This is a genomic window from Nostoc sp. DSM 114161 (assembly GCF_052692665.1).
This window is the reverse complement of sequence record NZ_CP195141.1, coordinates 6,006,093-6,027,463: the sequence shown is the minus strand read 5'-3', so window position 1 is coordinate 6,027,463 and position 21,371 is coordinate 6,006,093. Positions and strand designations below refer to the sequence as shown.

14 protein-coding genes are annotated in these 21,371 nt (G+C 42.2%); 7 read left to right on the top strand and 7 right to left on the bottom strand.

Annotation, left to right across the window (positions count from 1 at the left end; translation table 11 throughout):
- Positions 1 to 98: 98 nt before the first annotated feature.
- The 6 genes from nifJ to NSTC745_RS25530 all read right to left on the bottom strand — a co-directional run bounded on the left by nifJ (position 99) and on the right by NSTC745_RS25530 (position 13,872).
- Positions 99 to 3,782 carry a pyruvate:ferredoxin (flavodoxin) oxidoreductase gene (gene nifJ / locus NSTC745_RS25555; RefSeq protein ID WP_445633478.1) on the bottom strand — a complete coding sequence of 1,228 codons (3,684 nt, stop codon included), beginning with the start codon at positions 3,780 to 3,782 and terminating at the stop codon, positions 99 to 101.
- Between the two features lie 545 nt (positions 3,783 to 4,327).
- The gene (locus NSTC745_RS25550; RefSeq protein WP_445633477.1) at positions 4,328 to 5,161 is read right to left on the bottom strand and encodes a hypothetical protein; all 834 of its coding nucleotides are present in this window, start codon (positions 5,159 to 5,161) and stop codon (positions 4,328 to 4,330) included.
- Between the two features lie 4 nt (positions 5,162 to 5,165).
- Positions 5,166 to 5,522, bottom strand: coding sequence for a hypothetical protein (locus tag NSTC745_RS25545; RefSeq protein ID WP_445633476.1), 357 nt, complete (start codon positions 5,520 to 5,522; stop codon positions 5,166 to 5,168).
- 4 nt (positions 5,523 to 5,526) lie between these two features.
- Positions 5,527 to 10,743 carry an eCIS core domain-containing protein gene (locus tag NSTC745_RS25540; RefSeq protein WP_445633475.1) on the bottom strand — a complete coding sequence of 1,739 codons (5,217 nt, stop codon included), beginning with the start codon at positions 10,741 to 10,743 and terminating at the stop codon, positions 5,527 to 5,529.
- A gap of 430 nt (positions 10,744 to 11,173) precedes the next feature.
- A complete protein-coding gene (gene topA / locus NSTC745_RS25535; protein WP_445633474.1) occupies positions 11,174 to 13,336 on the bottom strand; it encodes a type I DNA topoisomerase in 2,163 nt (720 codons plus the stop codon).
- A 164-nt stretch (positions 13,337 to 13,500) separates the two neighbouring features.
- Entirely contained in the window at positions 13,501 to 13,872 is a 372-nt protein-coding gene (locus NSTC745_RS25530; protein WP_445633473.1) for a hypothetical protein, read from the bottom strand.
- A 341-nt stretch (positions 13,873 to 14,213) separates the two neighbouring features.
- Between NSTC745_RS25530 and NSTC745_RS25525 the strand changes: the two genes are divergently transcribed.
- Positions 14,214 to 14,405 (top strand): RNA-binding S4 domain-containing protein, encoded by a 192-nt coding sequence (locus NSTC745_RS25525; RefSeq protein WP_445633472.1) that lies wholly within the window; start codon positions 14,214 to 14,216, stop codon positions 14,403 to 14,405.
- A gap of 95 nt (positions 14,406 to 14,500) precedes the next feature.
- Here the strand turns inward: NSTC745_RS25525 and NSTC745_RS25520 are convergent, their stop codons facing one another.
- Entirely contained in the window at positions 14,501 to 14,953 is a 453-nt protein-coding gene (locus NSTC745_RS25520) for an Hsp20/alpha crystallin family protein (protein ID WP_445633471.1), read from the bottom strand.
- Positions 14,954 to 15,646: 693 nt separating this feature from the next.
- Between NSTC745_RS25520 and NSTC745_RS25515 the strand changes: the two genes are divergently transcribed.
- From NSTC745_RS25515 to NSTC745_RS25490, 6 genes are all read left to right on the top strand, one after another.
- The gene (locus tag NSTC745_RS25515; RefSeq protein WP_445633470.1) at positions 15,647 to 16,405 is read left to right on the top strand and encodes a hypothetical protein; all 759 of its coding nucleotides are present in this window, start codon (positions 15,647 to 15,649) and stop codon (positions 16,403 to 16,405) included.
- A 596-nt stretch (positions 16,406 to 17,001) separates the two neighbouring features.
- Positions 17,002 to 17,394, top strand: coding sequence for a hypothetical protein (locus NSTC745_RS25510; RefSeq protein ID WP_445633469.1), 393 nt, complete (start codon positions 17,002 to 17,004; stop codon positions 17,392 to 17,394).
- A 115-nt stretch (positions 17,395 to 17,509) separates the two neighbouring features.
- Positions 17,510 to 18,247, top strand: a complete 738-nt coding sequence (locus NSTC745_RS25505; protein ID WP_445633468.1) for a peptidoglycan-binding domain-containing protein — start codon at positions 17,510 to 17,512, stop codon at positions 18,245 to 18,247.
- A gap of 84 nt (positions 18,248 to 18,331) precedes the next feature.
- Positions 18,332 to 19,534, top strand: a complete 1,203-nt coding sequence (locus tag NSTC745_RS25500; RefSeq protein WP_445633467.1) for an ABC transporter substrate-binding protein — start codon at positions 18,332 to 18,334, stop codon at positions 19,532 to 19,534.
- A gap of 45 nt (positions 19,535 to 19,579) precedes the next feature.
- Entirely contained in the window at positions 19,580 to 20,272 is a 693-nt protein-coding gene (locus tag NSTC745_RS25495; RefSeq protein WP_445633466.1) for a class I SAM-dependent methyltransferase, read from the top strand.
- 571 nt (positions 20,273 to 20,843) lie between these two features.
- The gene (locus NSTC745_RS25490) at positions 20,844 to 21,278 is read left to right on the top strand and encodes an Hsp20/alpha crystallin family protein (protein ID WP_445633465.1); all 435 of its coding nucleotides are present in this window, start codon (positions 20,844 to 20,846) and stop codon (positions 21,276 to 21,278) included.
- Positions 21,279 to 21,371: the final 93 nt, after the last annotated feature.

Sequence of the window (21,371 nt, the reverse complement as noted above, 5' to 3'; positions counted from 1 at the left end):
AATCATCTTATTTGTTACAAACTCACGAGTTTCATCAACAAACTCGCAATTTTCGTTACAAAACTAATCTGATTTTTCAGAAAAATCAGGACGGATATTCAAAGAACCTCGCGTTTTGCCAGATATTGGTACATCTGCCAACGTGCATCTACTTCGGCTTGGGCTTGTTCTAATAAATGCTTGGCAAGTTCGGGTTTACTCTTGGCGAGTATTTTGAAGCGATTTTCTTGATACATTGAATTTTCTACTGGTTGTGTTGGCGATCGCATATCCAATTGCAAGGGATTTTTACCTTGTTTTTGCAACTCTGGATTATGCCGATACAACAACCAACGACCTGATTCTACCAAAGCTTTTTGATGATTCATCCCTGTAGTCATATTAATGCCGTGGGCGATGCAATGGCTATAAGCAATAATCAACGACGGGCCATCATAAGCCTCTGCTTCCAAAAATGCCTTGAGGGTATGTTCATCTCTAGCACCCAAGGCTACACTTGCTACGTAGACATTTCCGTAGGTCATAGCAATCATACCCAAGTCTTTCTTTGGTGCAGGCTTGCCACTGGCGGCAAATTTCGCAACTGCGGCTCGTGGCGTCGCTTTGGAAGATTGACCGCCTGTATTAGAATACACTTCTGTATCCATGACTAAGATATTAACATTGCGACCGCTCGCCAGCACATGATCGATACCACCAAAGTCAATATCATAAGCCCAACCATCACCGCCAACAATCCAAACGCTTTTTTTCACCAGATAATCAGCGAGGGATTTAAGGTTTTGGATTTTTGATTTTACATTGGGGTCGAAAGTCGAGATTTGCTCTAATTTTTGCCGCAACAATTCTATTCTTTCTCGCTGTTCCCAAATGTCAGCTTCAGATTTTTGTTCGGCTTTGAGGATAGAATAAACTAGGTTTTCATCTATTTCACTTGCGAATCCCTGCAAAAGTTCGGCTGCAAATTCAGCTTGTTTATCCACAGATAAACGAAAACCAAAACCGAATTCAGCGTTATCTTCAAATAAATTATTAGACCATGCAGGGCCGCGTCCTTGGGCGTTGGTTGTCCAGGGAGTTGTGGGGAGGTTACCGCCGTAAATCGAAGAACATCCTGTAGCATTGGCGATGACGGCGCGATCGCCAAACAATTGTGTTAATAATTTTAAGTAAGGTGTCTCCCCACAACCCGCACAAGCACCAGAAAATTCAAACAAAGGTTCTTGCAATTGTTGTTGGCGAATTTGGTTTAATTTCAACTGCCGTCTGTCAGGATTGGGTAACCTTAAAAAGAAATCCCAATTTTTTTCTTCTTGTTCGCGCAATGGCAATTGTTGTGCCATATTAATCGCTTTCCGCAATGGCTCAGATTTATTTTTGGCCGGGCAAATTTCTACACAAATCGCACATCCCGTACAATCTTCTGGAGCTACCTGAATGGTAAATTTTTGATTGGCAAAGTCTTTATCTTTGGCATTAATCGATTTGAAGGTTTCTGGTGCATTAACTAACTCATCAGCTTGATAAGCCTTAGCACGAATAGCACTGTGGGGACAAACCATTACGCACTTACCACATTGAACGCAGACATCGGCATCCCACACAGGTATCTCTTGGGCAACGTTACGTTTTTCCCACTTGGCAGTACCCACCGGAAAAGTGCCGTCAGCTGGTAATGTGCTGACAGGTAAATCGTCACCTTCCCAAATCATGATTTTGCCTAAGACTTCCTGCACAAATTCCGGAGCAGAGTTAAGCGAGGAGTGAGGAGTGAGGAGTGAGGAGTGAGGAGTGAGGAGTGTCTGTAGTATGTCTACTTTATGTAAGTTGTCTAAGGTGTTGTCTACAGCTTGCAAGTTCATGCGGACAACTTCTGCACCTTTTTTACCGTAAGTCTTTTCGATCGCTTGTTTGATTTTCGCTATAGCTTCTTCTTGCGGCAAGACGCCCGCTAAAGCGAAGAAGCACACTTGCATAATTGTATTAATTCTGCCACCCATACCACTTTCACGGGCGACTTGATTGGCATTAATTACATACAACTTCAGCTGCTTTTCGATAATTTGCTGCTGAACCTTTGGCGGTAAATTTTCCCAAACGCTATTTGCACCGTATGGACTATTCAGCAGCAAAGTTGCCCCAGGAGTAGCAGCTTTTAAAATATCTATGCGTTCTAAAAATCCCCAGTGATGACAACCGATAAAGTTAGCTTGGTCAATTAAATAAGTAGAGCGAATTGGCTCTTTACCAAAGCGTAAATGAGAAACGGTCATCGAGCCAGATTTCTTAGAATCATAAACAAAGTAACCTTGGGCATAATTATCGGTTTCTTCACCAATAATCTTGATGGAGTTTTTGTTAGCGCCAACTGTACCATCTGAACCCAAGCCGTAAAACATTGCCCTGACAACACCACTTGATTCTGTGGAAAAATTGGGGTCAAATTCCAGAGAAGTGTAAGTAACGTCGTCATTAATCCCAATAGTAAAATGATTTTTCGGTTGACTTTGGGCAAGATTATCAAAAATCCCCTTCACCATCGCCGGAGTAAATTCTTTGGATGAAAGACCGTAGCGACCGCCGATGATTTTGGGAGACTTGGGGGATGGGGAGGTGGGGAGGTGAGGGGATGGGGAGGATGAAGTTAAATTTTCTTCCTCATCTCCCTTATCTCCCTTATCTCCCTTATCTCCCTTATCTCCCCATCTCCTCATCTCCTCATCTCCCCACGCTTCATGAATAGCAGCCACCACATCTAAATACAACGGCTCACCGGCGCTACCTGGTTCTTTGGTGCGGTCGAGAACGGCGATGGCTTGTACGCTAGTAGGTAATGCTGCCACAAATCTGCGGACATCAAAGGGGCGATAAAGTCGCACTTTCACGACGCCGACTTTTTCACCAGAGGCGTTGAGATAGTCTACTGTTTCGTGGACGGTTTCACAGCCGGAACCCATGAGAACGATGACGCGATCGGCGTCGCTGGCTCCATAATATTCATAGATTTGGTAATGTCTGCCCGTGCGTTCTCCAAATCTGTCCATGATGCGCTGCACAATTTCGGGACAGGCGTTGTAGTAAGGGTTAGCGCCCTCACGGGACTGGAAGTAGACATCGGGATTTTGGGCAGTACCGCGCAATACTGGGCGGTCTGGGGTGAGGGCGCGGCTGCGGTGGGCGAGGATTAGGTTATCATCGATGAGCGATCGCAAATCATCATCTGCAAGTAGTTTGACTTTCTGCACTTCGTGGGAGGTGCGGAAACCATCAAAGAAATGCATAAATGAGACTCGCGCCTCTAGGGTAGCAGCATGGGCGATGAGAGCAAAATCTTGACTTTCTTGCACCGAAGCCGAGCATAATAAGGCAAAACCAGTAGCCCTAGTTGCCATTACGTCGCTATGGTCGCCAAAAATTGATAAAGCATGAGTAGCGAGGGAACGTGCTGCAACGTGAATTGTCGCGCTAGTTAATTCACCAGCAATTTTGTAGAGGTTGGGTATCATCAACAATAATCCCTGAGATGCCGTAAAAGTGGTACTCAAGGAACCCGTTTGCAATGCTCCGTGTACGGCGGCTGCGGCTCCCCCTTCGCTTTGCATCTGCACGACGCTGGGAACAGTTCCCCACAAGTTAGAGCGACCTTCCGCTGCCCAAGCATCCGCCCATTCACCCATTGCTGAAGAGGGGGTGATAGGATAAATGGCGATCGCTTCATTTAATTTGTAAGCAACGCGGGCAACAGCTTCATTCCCGTCGATAGTTGCAAAGGTTTTGTTCATAATTTGATTTTTGTCCTTGGTCATTTGTCATTGGTCATTAGACTTCTTGCAGAAGTGGGGAAAAGGGGAAGAGGGAAAGGTTTGTTATTTTCCCTTTCCCCTGGTTGGTGAGCTTGTCGAACCATAACCTTTTCCCTTTTCCCACCTCTTACAAAAAGAACTTTTGCAAGAGGTCTATTGGTCATTGGTCATTTGTCCTTTGCAAATGACTTTGACTCTCAAGATTTCTAATTAGGAATCTGGTTTGCTTAAAAAAGCTGAAGATTAGGACGCTGTTGAGCTATTGCCTATTGCTTCTGCTCAGAAGTTAATTTTCAATAAATATTGCAAATATTAGTATCTCATTTGCAATATTGCATCTATTGATATGTATTAATTATGTACTCAAGAATCAAGGTTTTGATGAGATAAGGCTTTCAGGTAGTTGATTCTTTTTTGTGGGGTATAGGGTCGGGAATCTTTGATATTTTAAGTTGCGATCGCTTATTGTAGAGACGGCGATTTATCGCGTCTCTTGCCTTAATAAAATAGCCTGAGTACAGTATTCAAATATTGATAGATGTAAAATTGCCACCAGCAAATGGCGTAAAACCACTAAACTTTAAAGATTGAGCGATCGCATTTTCAGCCGATTGCTTATATTCTTCCTTTTTCTTTTCTTCGAGTTCCTTATCTCGATCGCTGAATGAATCTTTATCCAAAGATTTTATTGTCTCATCAATTATCTGCTCAAATCCACCAGGTGACTGTTCGATTTCTTCTATTAAATCCCGTAGTTTAATCGCAATTTCTTGCAGAAATTCTTCAATGTTTGCCGAAGACAGCACCTCTTGTAACTTATTAGGTAGTATCTCAATTTCTTCGCTGATATTGATTCCTTGCGCTTGTAGTATTTCTCTTAAGTGACGTAAAAGCGATCGCGTACTTTCAACTTGACTAGAATTTTCCGAGATAGATTCACCTAAAAATTCTTGGAATTGGGTATATATATTAACAAAATTAATTGTGGCAGCTTTAGGATTATTTTGTAAATCTTCAACTTTAGCACCCAAAAGTAAGGAAAGAATGTTTGAGACTGATGGAGTTTCACTAGATAGTGAAGGAGCTTTTTCTGAGGTTTCCGTTGAGGGTAACATCAGGTTAGAGACAGCGATTTTTGCTTGCACCATCGCCTGATGTATTTCATTTTCCAGGTATGCTTTTGCTGCTGACTCTGTAATTTCAAAATTAGCGATCGCAGTTTGCGTGACTTTCTTTTGCGTGCCAGTAAGGGTAGATATGACGAAGCGCCCTCTAGATAGCTTTTGGTTATCGGGAATGAGAAAATAACGCTGGTGCTTAGAATCCATCCAAAAAGAACATCGATCTTGATTATTCATAAATTTATTCGATGTAAAACTGCTCTGAGATTTCATCTCCATCCTCTGTGACTTCGACGTATTCAAAACTACTAGTAATATTTTGCTCTTGGCACAATTGCCAAAGTTGCTGTAACAATACTTTTACTTCTTCAAGCGTTCCGGACATATTACCTTCCAAGAGAAAACTTGGTGGTACTCCTTCAACAGTCACAGAATTGTAAGAATACAAGTAAAATTCCTCGGTTTCGTAGACTATTTCTTCACCACTGAGCCTGATTTTAATATCCAAATCTTCTGTTTTTAACCAATTTTTCAATATGGCAGCTACAACGTTGTAATCGTCAGAATATATTGTTCCATAGAAAGCTATCTTATTCATTATCTCAATTTCCTGTAACGGGTAAGTCAGGCTTGACATCAAATCTTCCACCTCTGATTAAAACAGAAATAGATTCGACATTCAAATGAGGATATTTCTTCTGAATTTCCTTACTGGCGGTTTTCAGTGGTTTTACAATATCAGATTTGGAACTTATAATGCCATTGAGCAAGGCATTTTGGAAAGTGTTACCTTGTGAATTGTATTTTGTCGGGTTGGCTGCAATATCATTAGCTAATTGAACTAACTCGTCGTGGGATTTATCATTCAGAGAAACTTTTGTATTAGTTTCTTTTATTGTTATTCTTTCATGGTATCGCTGAACCAGTAATCTATCAAAAGTGGGTTCATCGACAAATGCAGCAATATCAACATCTTGAGCGCTAGTTTTCCGGAGTGATGAGCCTTGAATTCTGATATCATCGGCAGGAATATCTGCGTCTTTTACACCTTTGAGTAAGTCTTGGCTGAATTGGTCAAACTCATTTTTATCAGTAAATTTCTCTGGGTATCCGCGCTTGCTGATGACATTAACCCAGTGTTCCATTTGTCCAATCAGTTCATCAGCTGAGATTGCCTTAGCCTTTCTTGACCCTGTGTAAATTAAATCTTCAATGACTTTATCATTCAGTCCTAGTTCTTTACCTTTCTTGATGATGGAGTTTAATTGGTCTTGAGTGTAGGTAAGCTCAAATTTATCAGACTGGCTAGCTATTCTGCTGTTAACAGAATTCAGTATTTCCTCAGGTTTTCCTGCTGGTTGAGTCTGAGATGATTCCTCAGATTTAGTACCGCTAGGTGTAGTTTTATCAGGGCTTTGTGCGTTTGCCTCAGATTCTTTGATACTAGGCATATCGGTATCGCCCCTAGTACCGCTAGGCTCGCCTGTTTCTTCAGAGCGAGTGCTTCTAATACTGCTAGGCTCGCCTGTTTCTTCAGAGCGAGTGCTTCTAGTACCGCTAGGCTCGCCTGTTTCTTCAGAGTGAGTGCTTCTAGTACTGCTAGGCTCGCCTGTTTCTTCAGAGTGAGTGCTTCTAGTACTGCTAGGCTCACCTGTTTCTTCTGGACTGCTTCTTGGCGTCTCAGTTTCCGGACGCGGAACATTGGGCACATCCACTTCTGGACTGCTAACTGTCGGCGTATCAATTCTGCCACCAAAGCCATTTCTAATTCCATTTCCTAGCGAAGTGCCAAACTGCTCTCCAGCTTGGAAAGTTCTGGTTTGCATACCTTGAACGCTGCGCCCAAATCTACCGAGTCTACCAAGGTTTGCTGTAGAAATCTGCACGGCTGCACCGATCGCAACACCAATGAGAACTGCTTCTAAAGTTATGGGTTCTCCTGTTGCTAAGTTACCAAATATACCACCAGCAATATCGAAGGCAACATCAATACCAAACCTCAAGAACGATTGAGTCAGCCCTGTCCCCAGTCTGCCGGCTTGAGCCAACATGTTACCGAATACACCACCAGCCCCACCCAAGGCACCACCGATCGCCCCAGCCAAGGCTGCTTTACCCACGCCATCCAGCAGGTTCTTACCGTCGATGGCGTTGTTGCCCATCTGAATCACGGCACCAGCCACAGCCCCAACAATTGCCCCACCAACAACTGCACCGATTCCCCCCGCTAAAGCTGCGCCTGCTCCCAATGCCCCAGCTAACGCCCCCACTGCCCCAATCACCGCTGGCGCAACGATAATGGCAACAACAATTACAGCAATGACTAGCAAAACTTTCAGCACTGTTTTCCAGCGCGGCTGTTCTTTATCTGCTGCTTCTTGAGCGTATTTTTGGATATCGGAGTCGAGATTTGGCTGTTTGTCTCCTTGGATTGAACCGCGCAACCCTTCTTCCAAGTCGTTGACACTCTTTTGGAAGTTAGTGTCCATGTTTTGGTTACTTTGGTCGAAAGCACTTTGGATTCCTTGGGTGACTTGACCAAAACCTGTAAGGGCTGCTTGGGTAGTATTGGTAACTGTGGTTGTGAAGGCTTGCTGAATTTGATTGAAGGTGTCTGTAGCGCCTTGATTTAAGTTAGTTAGGCTCGTCTTGGCTTCTTGGGAAACAGCAGCAGACTCTTCCAATCCACTTTGGGCAATACCATTCACCGCAGTCACCGCTTGCTGTCCTCCTTGGGCGATGCCTTCTTGGGATGCTGTAATGCCTTGTTCGGTTTGCTCTTGGACTTTAGCCACGGAGGTGTCGAACTGCGCCAAGATTTCTGCTAAAGTGGCGCTTAACTCCTGTGGATTCGGTGCTGGCGTTCCTTCGAGTTGGGCTTGGGTATCTTGGATGGCGGTTTGGAGGCTGGCAGCAGCTTGGTTAATACCATCTTGGATAGAAGCGATCGCCTTTTGGGCATCCCGTTCAATTGCCGAAACTTGCCCGTTACCATAAACTGACAACAATTGCAATTGAGCAGCTTGCTGTTGGTCTAAAGTTTGTAATGTAGATTGCAGAGTTTGGTTAGCCGTTTGCGTCAACTGAGTTTGTGCGTCTGCCAATTGCGTCAAAACTTGCTGTTCAACAGAGTTTAAATTGTCTAGAGTTTGTTGTTGGAGAGTTTGCAGTTGTTGGCGAGACTGATTAGCAATATTATGGATTCCTTCAATATCCTTCGGTTTGCCTTGTTCGACGGCATCAGCTTGTTTATTGCCTTCTGCAACTAAACCTTCTTTGTATTGTTTGGCTACTTCTCTGGCTGCTTTTGCCCTCGCCTTGAGTCGATTATCTGTAAGCGGCCCGTCCCAGAAGTTATCATCTTTACCAGTAATTTGAGCTTCCCATTCAGCGGCCTTTTGTTCTCCAAAGGCGATCGCTTCATCGCCTACTTTAACACCAGCAGCCCGATATTTCTCTTTTGCCTGGGTATAAAATTCTTCAATCTTCGCCAGTTGATTGCTTTCAGTTTCATCTACTTTCTGGACAGATGTTGTATATTCTGCTGCAACCTTTTGGCGTTCTGCGGCAACTGTTTGGGAAGTTGTCGCTGCTGCTGCCTGATATTGTGTTTGAATTTGGGCTATGGTTGCTTGTGCTTGACTTTGCACTTGTTGGCGCTGCTGGGCAATTTGGGCAGTAACGGTTGCCTTTTGTTGCTCAACTGCCGCCATTACAGCAGCTTTGGCATTTTCAGTCGAACCTTGAATACGCGCTTCAATTCCTTGCCCCAGCTGGGTAATTGTCTGCACTCGCAAAGCTGCTTCAGCCAAAAAGCTATTTGTAATATTTATCGCCTCAGCTTTTTGCTGTTCTTGCAAGATGGCATCATCCTCACCTTGAGCCGTTTCCTGTTCGGGAGGTGCAAAGTTAACTCCTGTTGCCGCTAATTGGGACGTTTGAGCATTTACAGCATTTTGCTGGGCTTGTGCTGCCAAAACCTCTGTTGTGGCTTGTTTTTTCTCTGCTACAGTTTCCGGGGTGACGGCTTGAGCCATGCTTTCCGGATTCTGGTTATTAACCTGCGGCGGTAATTTTTCTAAACCTGCACCTCGAACAGCATTAGCTTGCTGTGCAATCTGTTCGCCTTGAGCTGCTTTCGTTTCCGGACTGGCGGCTTGTTCCATACCTTGTGGATTAACTCCACCAGTTTCAGCCGCTTGTGATGCCTTTTCTTCGTCTTCGACATCTTTCTTTTTCTGACTGACAGCTTCAGCCATACCTGCTTTTACTTCTTTGCCTTCATCTTTGGCATCATCACCCTTATCTGCATCCTTTTCCGGACTGACAGCTTCAGCCATGCCTGCTTTCACTGCTTTGTCTTCATCCTTGACATCATCACCCTTATCTGAATTCGTTTCCAGGCTGACAGCTTCAGCCGCATCGGCTTCGCCATCTTCTTTGGGCTTGTCTGGTTGAGTTTCAACTGCCGCCGGAGATTCATCTTTGGGTGCAGCCATTTCCACAGAATTGCTGTCAGTCGCATTTTTCCCAGACTCAGGTTGTGTTTTGGGGTTTTCGTCTGGTGGTGGTTCTGTTGTTCCCGCCGCGAGGGGAGATTGAACGCCGACGCTTGCTTGTCTGGCGCGATTGTTATCCAGTTCCTGACGTACATCGTTCTCAACTTCAGCAGCGTCCTGTGGGGTTTGTTGAGAAACTTGAGTATTTACATCAGGAGCAAGTTGGATAGTGCGGCCGGGAAGTTCTTTCGCTTGCAAAAGCTCCTCTTCCTCTTCACCTTGCGAACAACAAACCCGCTGAATATCTATATCTGGCGTTACTGGTGTTGTTGCCGACGAGTCTGTTTGCCGCCCAATTGCACTGCCGTTTTGTTGAACAACGTGAGTTAATTCATGAGCAAGTAATTCCTTGCCTTGATAACTTCCCGGATTGTATTCTCCTTGACGAAAAAAGATATCCTGTCCTGTGGTGAAGGCACGAGCTTGGATGGTTTGGTTGAGTTCGTGAGAGCGGCTATCTGTATGGATTTTGACACCGCTCAAGTCAGCACCAAAGGCCTGCTCCATTGGTTGCCGGATATCGTCTGAGAGTGGCTGCCCATTTTGGCGTCCCCGTTCGATGGAAGTTTCTAAGTTAGATGTACTTACCACTCCACCACCCTGGCGCTGCACCACAGGAGTGGCGGAACCAACTAGAAATTTCCTTTGTAATTCTGTTTCTGGGAAAGCCTCGTGTTGGATAAACTGCTGATTTTGAGGCTGACTGATTTTCTGCATCACCTGGCGTGCTACTGTATCAGCTTGGTGTTCGTAAATGTCTCCTGGCTGATTAATTGTGAGTTTTGTTTGCACGCGGAGTGACATTCGACTAATGTCGTGGGTAACGGGTTCGTTTAGGGGTTGCTCCTGGGTAACTGCTTGGGGGGAAGAACCAAGAGGCTTCATTTGTAATTCCTCTTCTTCTAATTTCTGAGATGGAAAATCTGCCTGTGTCTGTTCCTCTTCTTCTTGCAGTTCTTCCCGTTGCACTGTTTGGTGATTTTCAGGCTCATTCATCTCCTGCATCACCTGTGGTGCTACTGTCTGGGGTTCTTGTTCCTCAACATCTTCCGGCTGGTTAGCTTTAGTTATTGTTTGTTGGTGTAGCGATATTCGACTAATGTCGTGCCCTAGAGGTTTGTTGAGGTATGGCAATTCAGCAGTTGCTTGGCGCAAGACACCAGACGAGTTTAAACCAAAACCGCGCGTCGGTTGTCTGAGTTTAGGTATTGAGAAGGAACTAGTAGTAGCTTTTTTGGGTTTGGCTACACGTTCTCTCATTTGCTTCTCCTGATGCCCGTGCAGTAGGGTGGATAGTATTTTGCTGATATAGGTACAGTAGTGCGATCGCCCTCCCCACACAATTAATCAAAAGTCTACAATCAATCCGAAATCAAGTTGCTTTTTCTCTTTAAGGAGGACAATTACGGCGATTTTCAGGTAAATGAACCACACTATTTTTATCTCACGCAAAGATAAGGCAGCGACGGGTACGTAGGGGGTTTCCACGCCAGTTGCTTCTCCTGTCGGAGACGCTGCGCGAACAAGTCGGCAGAGCCGCAAGGGCGCAAAGGACACAAAGAAAAAAAGAAGGAAGCAAGCCAAGAGAATTTGGCGCAGCCTCACAAAGAAATGGTATGAGACTAATTCATATTTTCAATAAGCAACGCCCAAACTTACTTATGAAACAAGTCTACTGCAAACTGAGAAGTTAATTTAACTCGCCAAATTTAGGACTCCACCAACCTTTTTGTGTAGAAAAATAAGCAACTTGCTGATGTTTTTTGTCTTGGCGGGATTGGGGGTTTGAACAACGTAGCATTGTTTTGTTCTGCCCTTCTTTAATGTAGCTGTATTCTTCTAATGGTTTTTTACATACTGGACAAGAGTATGAAGTTAGCTTAGCTGGAGGTTTGGCAACACTTTCATCCTTGGATACTTTGTTTCGTGGTGATTCCCAAGTTTTGCTGAGGTCACTCCAAAAAAGGACGATGTTTTCACAGCCGCTAACACATTTGAGAAAGTACTTCTTTTTAACTTTGCTACTGGGAATTTTAGCTAAACAATTTTTGCATTCAGGGCAGCGAGTTTTGGATGTTTCATATTTGCGTTCTCGTCCCGGTGAAGCTTTGTTTCCAGATGCAGAACTCACAGCGACAGTTTTAGCTTTTGCTAAAGCTGGCGCAAAGTATTCCTGATTCCAAGTACTTAAGTATTGTTGCCAGCCTTGTTTACCAATGGCGATCGCATCTAGAGCATCTTCCATCTTAGCGGTGAATTCCGCCTCTAGTAAATCCGGCAAAGCTTTTTGTAAGAATGCATCAACTTCTAAACCCAAAGCCGTTGGTTGCAAACTATCTTTTGTCAACTGCACATAATCGCGCTTTTTCAAGGTGGCGACGGTGGGAGCATAAGTACTGGGACGACCAATACCTTTGCGTTCCATTAGTTGCACTAGTTTTGGTTCGGTGTATCGAGGCGGCGGTTGTGTTTGTTTCTTTTCATGCTGTGCATCTTTTAATGTCAGCATCTGCCCCTGTTGCAATTGCGGTATAACTGTATCTTTACTGATATTATTCCAGTACCGGGCATAACCGTAGAACTCAACTACTTGTCCATTACAAAGCCACAGCAGATTTCCAGATTGAGTAATTATCTGGGTTTTGCGGAGTTGGGCGGCACGACATTGAGAAGCGATCGCCCGTTTCCAAATCATCACATACAGGTTAAAATCATCTGTCGGCAGTTCTACTCGTAACTCGGCTGAAGGCCGGAAAACATCTGTTGGGCGGATAGCTTCGTGTGCCTCTTGAGCTAATTTAGCACTGCGATGTTTGGCTAAGGACTGCGGTACATTCTGCGGGTCATTTTGCTCTAACCACTGACGCGCAGCAGCACAAAATTCAGGACTCAACATCACCGAATCTGTTCGCATATATGTAATTAGACCGGCTTCATAAAGCTTTTGGGCAACTTGCATGGTTTTGTCTGGAGAAAATCTCAGCTTGGAACCAGCTGCTTGTTGCAAGCTAGAAGTAGTGAATGGAGGAGGTGGTTGGCGTTGAACTATTTTCCCTTCAAACTTAATAACTTGATGGGGATGGCGGCGTGCTTCTTCAACTAACCTGTTTGCTTCTGCTTCCGAGAGAATACGTTTGCTTTCTGGTGCTTGTGTTGTACTGGTTGCGGCATCATCATTAGTTTCAGTTTTTTGTTCTGGCGTGTCTGCGTCAGAATTCGCCGTTCCTTTGTAGAAAGCGCGGAATCCTTCAGCATAATCTACCCAGACACTCCAGTAGTCTTGGGGTACAAATGTTAGAATTTCTTTTTCCCGCTGACAAATCAAGTGCAATGTGGCGCTTTGAACTCGACCGACGCTTTTTGCCCCGTTGTTTAATGCCCAAACTAAGGGACTTCCCTTATAGCCGACTAACTTATCCAAACAATCGCGGCACAGTCCCGCACCTACCAAGTTTAAATCTAGTTTTCTCGGTTTGGCGATCGCTTCTCGAACTGCTGGTGCTGTAATTTCTGTATAAATTACTCGTTTTGGTTCTTTTAATCCCAGCACTTCCTTGATATGCCAAGCGATTGTTTCTCCCTCCCGGTCTGGGTCGGTGGCGATGACAACTTCATCAACTTGTTTAACTGCGGCTTTTAGTTTCTGAATGGTTTCCTTAGCTCGTTGGTCGCGGGGAATATAATTGCATTTGACCCGACTGCCATCCATACTGAAACCCAACGAATCTTCACCTTCATCGCTGAGTTCGCGGATATGCCCGCAGCTAGCGCGAACAATCCATTCGGAACCCAGGATTTGACTGAGTTTTTTGACTTTTCCGGGAGATTCTACCACGAGGAGGCGTTTGGGCATAGCACCTGCGCTGAATAGTCCTTGATATCAAAAGGGGCGATCGCCTATCTTAGTATAAAGGTACTATATTAATTGGCTATTTTAAGAATTTTTATACTTAGTTAATGCTTATTTTAAAAGTAAGACAGATGCCGTAATTTACATAAACTTCCCTTTCTTCTTTATCAATCAGCAGCAGCATAATCGGGCAATGCTATTAGTTCGGAACTCACAGCATTGAGATAGTTTTGGTCATCTAACACTTGTGGTTGTAATTTCTTTGCATTCACGGCAGCTATCACCAAATCTTTTGCAAGAATATTGTTACTTAGAGTTTTAAATACTAGTGTTCCACCACTGGGAATACCATGTTGTAAAAGACCCCCTTCGTAAGCATAAGTAATCAGGTCGAAAGGTTCCAGGTGACTAATGCTACTATAATTGCTGACTATTGCTTCATTACTGTTAGCAGCAACTGTTTGTGCAGTACTAATTCCAGGCATCATAGCGATCGAAGTAACAATTAGTATAGAATCTATCAAACTAGATAATTTCATAGGGCGCTCCTGAATTGAAATAAAAAGTTTTTAGTTTTAGTAGGTTTTAGTACTCTAAAAATAGAAAGGGGAGAATTAGGGGAGAAACAAAATAAATAAGGGAATGGGGAATAGTGACTGGTAAGTAGGGAAGTTTTTTATACTTAATATCTAATTATTATTTACTAGTAATAAAGTATTTATTATTACTCAAACAAGTAAAAGGGTAGAAAAATGCGATCGCCTACAAGATTATCTGGCGAGTTTTGGAAGCGATAAAAAATTGCGAATTTAGAAATGATAATCGAATTAAAATTAATTCAATGCTCGTAGAACATTAATTACTATTGACAAATGGCAACATGATTAAACTCGACCAGTTCTTAAAGTTGTTGGGTATAGCGCCAACTGGAGGGCAAGCTAAACTGATGATTATTGATGGTAACGTTAAAGTCAATGGCACAATTGAAACGCGGCGAGGACGGCAATTAGTAGCAAGCGATCGAGTAACAGTAGCAGGGCAAACTTTTAACGTTGGTGATGTAATTGAATAATTGATAATGGTTACAAGAAACCCGGTCATTTTCATAACCGGGTTTTTAGCTATTTCAATCAATCAAAGGAGGTAGAGTAATTTATTCACAACTGCTTAAGCGGTGGGTTGTTCCAGATTAATTTTGACAACTTTGTTCCTTTCTTTATCGGCTTTAGGCAGTGTCAGGCTCAAAATGCCATCTTTATATTCAGCGATCGCTTTGGTATTTTGAACTCTAGCTGATAAAGGGATTACACGTTGAAATTGACCGTAATAAAATTCGCTCTTAATAGTACCTTTTTGTTCAGTTTGAGTTTCAGATTTACGTTCACCGCTAATGTGAACAGCATCTTCTGTTACTTGAATATCCAAGTCTTTAGCTGACATTCCCGGTAGTTCTAGCTTCAGATGAATAGCATCTTCAGTTTCTTGTAATTCAGCAGCCGGAACTCTAACTAAGTTTCTTTCAAATGAGCTAGATGGTGCGATAGTGTCTTCAAACAAGTTGTTAATTTGACGTTGTAGAGTATCGATTTCTCTCCAAGGATTCCAACGAACTACTGCCATAACTCTTCCTCTCATTAATTAGCTTTTGTTTATTTGTTTTTGCACTTTTCTGTGTGCTTACTTTTGATATTATGCCGAGTTAAAAATGCTGTAAATTCGGTTATTCTCACCTAATAAATGAGGATTACCGCACCAAGTTAGACATGAAAAAAGATTACGGTTTGCTCTACTTATCGAGTTCGGTAAACCGGAACGACGATTACAATACAATTTAGGCAAAACGTTGCGTACTTTACCAAATTGAATGTTGTATCAGCAATTCACTTTGGTATTTGCGAATTGCGTAGCTTGCTTCCCGATGCAGCGGGTATTGCGAGTTGGCATGATTTGGTCTGGCGATCGCTCTTTGAATGCGGCATAGTTTATGGGGTATGATATCGTGTTCGGGTGAAGACTTATCATTTAGAGGGCAGGGGAGCAGGGGGCTTTCTAGCAGGGGGAAAGAGACTTTTGGGATTTTTGCACAGATATGGTAATCCTAAGTGATTATCCGAACATGATATGATTGGCGATCGCACCATCACTCATAATGCAACCCTGAGATACCCAGGCTTAGCCCACCTTGGACATCGCAGTTTGAGCAGGGTTACCTTAAGGATTTCTTATAGAAAAGACTTAGCTAATAAATTATTTACTGTTCTATCAAATTAACCTTGTTAAGTTACTCAGCAGGTGGAGTTCTCACCTGATATTGTGACACCCCACAGGAGTATAGATTTGCTCAGGCTTTCTTCAGAATCTCCTCTATTTATTGTATTAATCATTATTAGTTTTTTAGTAGTAACTTTTTCAACTTGGTTATCATCTCAACCATTTACTTTCAGACCTTTTGGACTGAGTGATATTATACAACAACTGACGCTGCCATTATTTATATCTTTGTTGCTAGAGCGTTCTTTAGAAGTGTTTATAACTACTTGGCGAAGCCCATTTATCGAAGAACTGGATATTGAAATTCAGCGACAAAAAATTATAGTTGATGAAAAACTAAAACTAGCCAAAGAGCAAAATCAACAAAGTAATATTGCTGACTTGAAATCTAACAGAGCCAGTATTCTCCCGCCAGAAGGAATGAGCTTAGAACAACAAATTATCCAAAATTTTATCCAGAGTCAAGAAGAAGTATTATTAGTAGCCAAACCAGAACTCGATGATTTAAATTTAAAAGAACGCCAAAGAGCAGCCTACAAAGCCGATACGCGAACAATTGCGCTATGGACATCGCTTTTAGTCGGTCTTTTAATCAGTGCGATCGGTGTTCGTTCAATCGAACCATTAGTAATTATTGATTCAAATAATCAAATACAGTTAGTTATTTTTCGTTCTTTAGATGCCTTATTAACAGGAGGATTAATTGCAGGAGGTAGCGAGGGAATTCATAAGATAATACAGGTTTTCATCAATTTTATGGAAGCTACATCTCAGCAAATAAAAGACAATAGATTGCCATAAAAGTGATTAAGTAAGTGGACATAATTATTTAGAAGATGCATTTCGACTGCGCTCAATGCTCGAACCTTGAGAAAATGAGGGTTGAGCGAAGTCGAAACCCGGCAACCTCAAGTTAAGTTTAATTTAGTCCTTCTACTTATTTATTAAAAAAGCAGACTCTAGGACTCTTGGCGTTCTTCTCTACAAGAGGCTACGCAAACGCGAAGCATTTGGCGCTTTATCGGTTGACTACAGCTGTTGTTACCTGTAAATGCGATATCAAAGTTGACCAGCGCCTTGTCTCAATTGTTCGATAATACAGGCTTGCTCCTACAGGGGGGCAAAGCTTTGCTTAAACTTGCCTGTCCGGCTTGTGTCAACCTGACTACTCGTGTCGGGCGATCTTGTCCAGCTTGGATCGATCGCTCTGTTTTAAAAGGCCTGAGATTGCGTGTCAGCGTGGTACGATCCATTGCAGTCTAAATTTGGAGATAATCAAGAGCGATCGCGGCGATGGCATTGTGATAAAAAATACTATTAATTGTGGATTATCCTGAGCCGATATATGGTTGTTGTCGAGCAAACTAGCTGTATAACGATTGAACAGGAGTCAATTTATGCTTCGCAAAAGACAAGTATCTCGCGTTTTAGAAAAGGCTGAGTTAAGAGCTGCTGGATTAAAGAAAATCGATCCAAATTTAGATTTTGGGAATGGTTGTAGCTTAAAAAACTTAACAGAACTAATTGAAAAATTACGCAGCAAAATTGATGAGTATAATAAGCTTTTAGAGTTGATTGATGCTTCGCGAATTCAGATTCTTGAGTCAGAACAAAAATTAAAAGAGATGGGTGAGAGAATGCTGTTGGGAGTGGCTGTGAAATACGGCAAAGATAGCTGTGAATATATGATGGCGGGAGGCGTGCGTACAAGCGATCGCATCCGCAAAAGCAGAAAAACCCGCATACGGAATGCAGTCAAAAAATTAACACAGAGTACTCCAACCGCTTAGTATTACTAATATTGCTTTGAGTAAAACAATTTGTAGGGGCGCACTATGCACCCCTAATTTTTTTTGTAAAATACAATACATAAACTTGAATTTACTAGTGAAGGAACCAAAAAGCATGGTCGTTTATAGTCCTCAAGCCATCCGTCATATATTGATTGGACTGGGATATTTAGCTCCTGAGATCGATCCTAATCCCGATCCTCAATTTGCTCCTTGGAAACGGAATAATAACCCCTTAACGGACGATCCTACCGAAGAAGCCATTAAAAAGTTTCAAAAACAGTACCCACAAAAACTTGTAGTTAATGGTAACGCTGATGCTCAAACCAGAGAAATAATAGAGGATATAATCAAAGGGCTTCAAAATAGATTGAAGTTTCACGGCTTTGCAACCAATACTGAAATTCCTTCAGATCAGCCTTTTTATGGGCCAGCCACTTATAAAGCCGTAAAGAAATTTCAAAAATCTCAAGGTCTAACCGAAAATGGTATTGCCAGTGTCGAACAGCGTCAAATTCTCCAGCAACCGACTCTGACGCCAAATAAGCCCCAGCCTCAGCCGCAAACCAAGCTGATAGATTTGTGGGTGCAATTTAAAAAGAATCCTCAAAATCCTTCTTATATTGCAGCACTAAATAACTTACAACAAAATCTTCCCAAGGATGTTTTACACAAAGTTACTAATAAATGGAGGGGGACAAACGATCAAAATCCTGAAATTGTAAAGCTGACAAATGTATTCACTTATTATGATGACAACAATCCCAACCATCGCGATGCACTTAATCACTTACAAAGTCAGATAACCCCAGCAATCTATAAAGAATTTATCGCTCTGTGGAATAAAAAGTAAACAAATAATATGGTGCGTTAGGCTCAAAGCATAGCGCACCTTAATGAATAAATTAATTGTCAAAAGCATTATATTTAGGCGTTTATGAAAAGTGCGATCGCTGCTCAAACTGCATTATTATTCTTATCCTCTATATTACTCATCTCTTGTAGCAAAACTAGTAATCTCAATCCAACAAATACATCTAATGTGATTCCCATCGGAATCGCTTTTGCCCAAACAAGCAATATCGCATTACTTGGTCAAGAGGGAACCGATGGAGTAAAAATTGCCGAAAAGTATTTTAATCACATAGGAGGCATCAATGGGAAACCAATTAAATTAGTATTTCAAGATACTGGTGGCGATGAAGCTGGAGCTATTAATGCTTTTCAAACTTTAATTAATCAAAATAAAGTCGTTGGTATAATTGGCCCTACGCTATCACAACAAGCTTTTAGTGCCGATCCCATAGCAGATCGCAATCGAGTTCCGGTAATTGGAGCATCAAATACAGCTGAAGGTATTCCCGAAATTGGTGATTATGTTGCTCGTGTTTCTTCATCTGTGGCTGTGGTTGCTCCTTATTCCGTGAAAGCTGCACTCCAACAAAATCCTAAAATCAAAAGAGTAGCCGTATTCTACGCTCAAAATGATGCTTTCAATAAATCAGAAACTGAAATTTTTCAAAAAACAGTTAAAAATTTAGGATTGGATTTAGTCACAGTACAAAAATTTCAAACTACAGATACAGATTTTCAAGCTCAAGCCAGCGATGCTATTAATTTAAAACCAGATTTAGTAATTATATCGGGGTTAGCAGTAGATGGAGGTAATTTAGTTAAACAATTACGAGAACTTGGTTACAAAGGAATAATTATTGGTGGCAATGGTTTTAATACATCGCATATATTTTCTGTCTGTAGAGCGCTTTGTGATGGCGTGATTATTGCTCAAGCTTATAGTCCTGTATATCCTAGTGAGATCAACGCGATATTCCGTAAAGCTTACATTGAACAATATCAAAGAGAACCACCCCAAGTTAGCGCCCAAGCTTTTGCCGCAATGCAGGTATATGTAGAAGCTCTCCAATCTTTAGATAAAAAAAGCCAAATTAACAAATTAACGTTGCCACAGTTGCGTACACAATTGAATCAGGAGCTATTAAAAGGAAAATATCAAACTCCCCTTGGTGAAATTGCTTTTACACCAGCAGGTGATGTAATTCAAAAAGAGTTTTATGTCGCTCAATTGAAGATGGAATCAAACGGCGTTAAAGGCAAATTTTCATTCTTAAACATTAAATAAATTTTGAACAATAACGGATAATTTATAATTCATAATCAATGAGTTATGGACGAAAACGAACAACAAATTCTCCATTCATGGGCAGTAAACGCTAAACCCTGGACGCGTGTAGTTCGCGACCAACTTCTTGAAAGCCGCGCTTTAGTTACAGATAAAGCGATTGTAGAAGCTGTGGTTGAACTTAAACCACAAACTTTTCTAGATATCGGATGTGGCGAAGGATGGTTGTGCCGCGAACTGTTCCGTCGCGGGTTTGATGGCTGGGGAGTTGATGCCATTGCCGAACTTGTCGAATCAGCGCGAAGCCTTGGCGATGTCCGTTTTGCCGTATCTTCCTACTCGGATCTCCCATTACAGAAATTTGGCAACATTAACCAGTTTGACTGCTTCATTTGCAATTTTTCACTCCTTGGGGAATCTGCTGTGAGCGAGATAGTTCAGGCAGGTAACAGTTTGTTAGTTGATAAGGGAAAAATAATCATTCAAACACTTCATCCTTTGATGGCTTGCGGTGACTTTCCATACTCTGATGGGTGGCGACAGACTTCTTGGCAAGGAATCGGATTAGAGTCATTTCATCCTGCTCCTTGGTACTTTAGAACAATTGAATCGTGGATTTGTGAGTTTCATCTGAAAAATTACCGTTTGCTGAAGTTAATCGAACCCTGCCACCCAAAGACAAAAAAACCAGCCTCAATTTTATTTATCTTTGAACGACAATATAGCGATCGCCTTTAATTTTTAAACTTACAGCACATTGTAAAGGAGTGAAGTACAGATAATCGTAGGGGCGCATAGCTATGCATACGTGTCAACTTAACGTGAAACCCTGGCGAAAACGTGATGAGCGAGTTCTACTCACTTACCATCCAGATCCGCGTTACCCCACCCCGGTTTTGCTGGCGCAAAACCTCCCCTCCCCTTAGCAAGGGGAGGGGTTGGGGGTGGGGTAAAATGCCTGTGGGATAAGCGTTTGAGCTTAAGTTGACACCAATGATAGCTATGCGCCCCTACCCGTGTACTTCATTTACCTGAAATAGGCTGTATTTGTGTGGGTAGGGAATATTGAAAACTGAATCAGCTTTTCTAATTTGTGGGTGAGTTGATTCCAAAATAAAAGTAGATTCTGGTTTACCGAACTAATAATATTTCGGTTTTCTACATATAGAGATCTACCTAGCTTCTCTGGCGGTAATCATCATTAATTAGATGTAAAAACCGAATTCACAAGCTTGTTAGTTTTCAATAATATAGCAATTAAAGGAAGGATTTAAATCTTCATTGATTCTATTACAAGGAATAATCTGATATGCTAGTTCGTTACAGCCCCTGGCAAGAATTGAATGCTTTAGAACGTCACCTCAACGGTTTGCTTGGAGATACTAAAGTACCATCTGCACGATTTGAAAAAGCCTTAATTAGAGTTCCCGCTGCTGAATTGCAAGAAACTAAGGATGCTATTCATCTAAAGCTAGAATTACCAGGAATATCAGCTAAAGACCTGGATATTCAAGTCACAGAAGATGCCGTGCATATCAGTGGCGAGCGGAAGTCAGAAACCAAAACAGAAGAAAAAGGTACTAGCAAGAGCGAATTTTACTATGGGAAATTCCAACGTGTAATTCCTCTATCTACTAGAGTCCAAAATACCAATGTGACCGCTGAATACAAAGACGGCATTTTGAATTTGACACTGCCTAAAACTGAGCAAGAAAAGAACAAAGTTGTCAAAGTAAATCTCTAAACGTTTGCTAATGGGTTGAGATAATTTTCTCGACCTCTTTAGATAAAATGAGATAAATAAAAGCCTGATTATAATAAGCATTAATCAGGCTTT

Excerpts from the sequence above, each read along its gene's own strand:
- NSTC745_RS25540 (WP_445633475.1), bottom strand. The coding sequence starts at position 10,743 with ATGAGAGAACGTGTAGCCAAACCCAAAAAAGCTACTACTAGTTCCTTC.
- NSTC745_RS25525 (WP_445633472.1), top strand. The coding sequence starts at position 14,214 with ATGATTAAACTCGACCAGTTCTTAAAGTTGTTGGGTATAGCGCCAACT.
- NSTC745_RS25495 (WP_445633466.1), top strand. The coding sequence starts at position 19,580 with ATGGACGAAAACGAACAACAAATTCTCCATTCATGGGCAGTAAACGCT.
- NSTC745_RS25510 (WP_445633469.1), top strand. The coding sequence starts at position 17,002 with ATGCTTCGCAAAAGACAAGTATCTCGCGTTTTAGAAAAGGCTGAGTTA.
- NSTC745_RS25530 (WP_445633473.1), bottom strand. The coding sequence starts at position 13,872 with ATGAAATTATCTAGTTTGATAGATTCTATACTAATTGTTACTTCGATC.
- NSTC745_RS25550 (WP_445633477.1), bottom strand. The coding sequence starts at position 5,161 with ATGAATAATCAAGATCGATGTTCTTTTTGGATGGATTCTAAGCACCAG.
- topA (WP_445633474.1), bottom strand. The coding sequence starts at position 13,336 with ATGCCCAAACGCCTCCTCGTGGTAGAATCTCCCGGAAAAGTCAAAAAA.
- NSTC745_RS25520 (WP_445633471.1), bottom strand. The coding sequence starts at position 14,953 with ATGGCAGTAGTTCGTTGGAATCCTTGGAGAGAAATCGATACTCTACAA.
- NSTC745_RS25490 (WP_445633465.1), top strand. The coding sequence starts at position 20,844 with ATGCTAGTTCGTTACAGCCCCTGGCAAGAATTGAATGCTTTAGAACGT.
- NSTC745_RS25505 (WP_445633468.1), top strand. The coding sequence starts at position 17,510 with ATGGTCGTTTATAGTCCTCAAGCCATCCGTCATATATTGATTGGACTG.
- NSTC745_RS25545 (WP_445633476.1), bottom strand. The coding sequence starts at position 5,522 with ATGAATAAGATAGCTTTCTATGGAACAATATATTCTGACGATTACAAC.
- NSTC745_RS25500 (WP_445633467.1), top strand. The coding sequence starts at position 18,332 with ATGAAAAGTGCGATCGCTGCTCAAACTGCATTATTATTCTTATCCTCT.
- nifJ (WP_445633478.1), bottom strand. The coding sequence starts at position 3,782 with ATGAACAAAACCTTTGCAACTATCGACGGGAATGAAGCTGTTGCCCGC.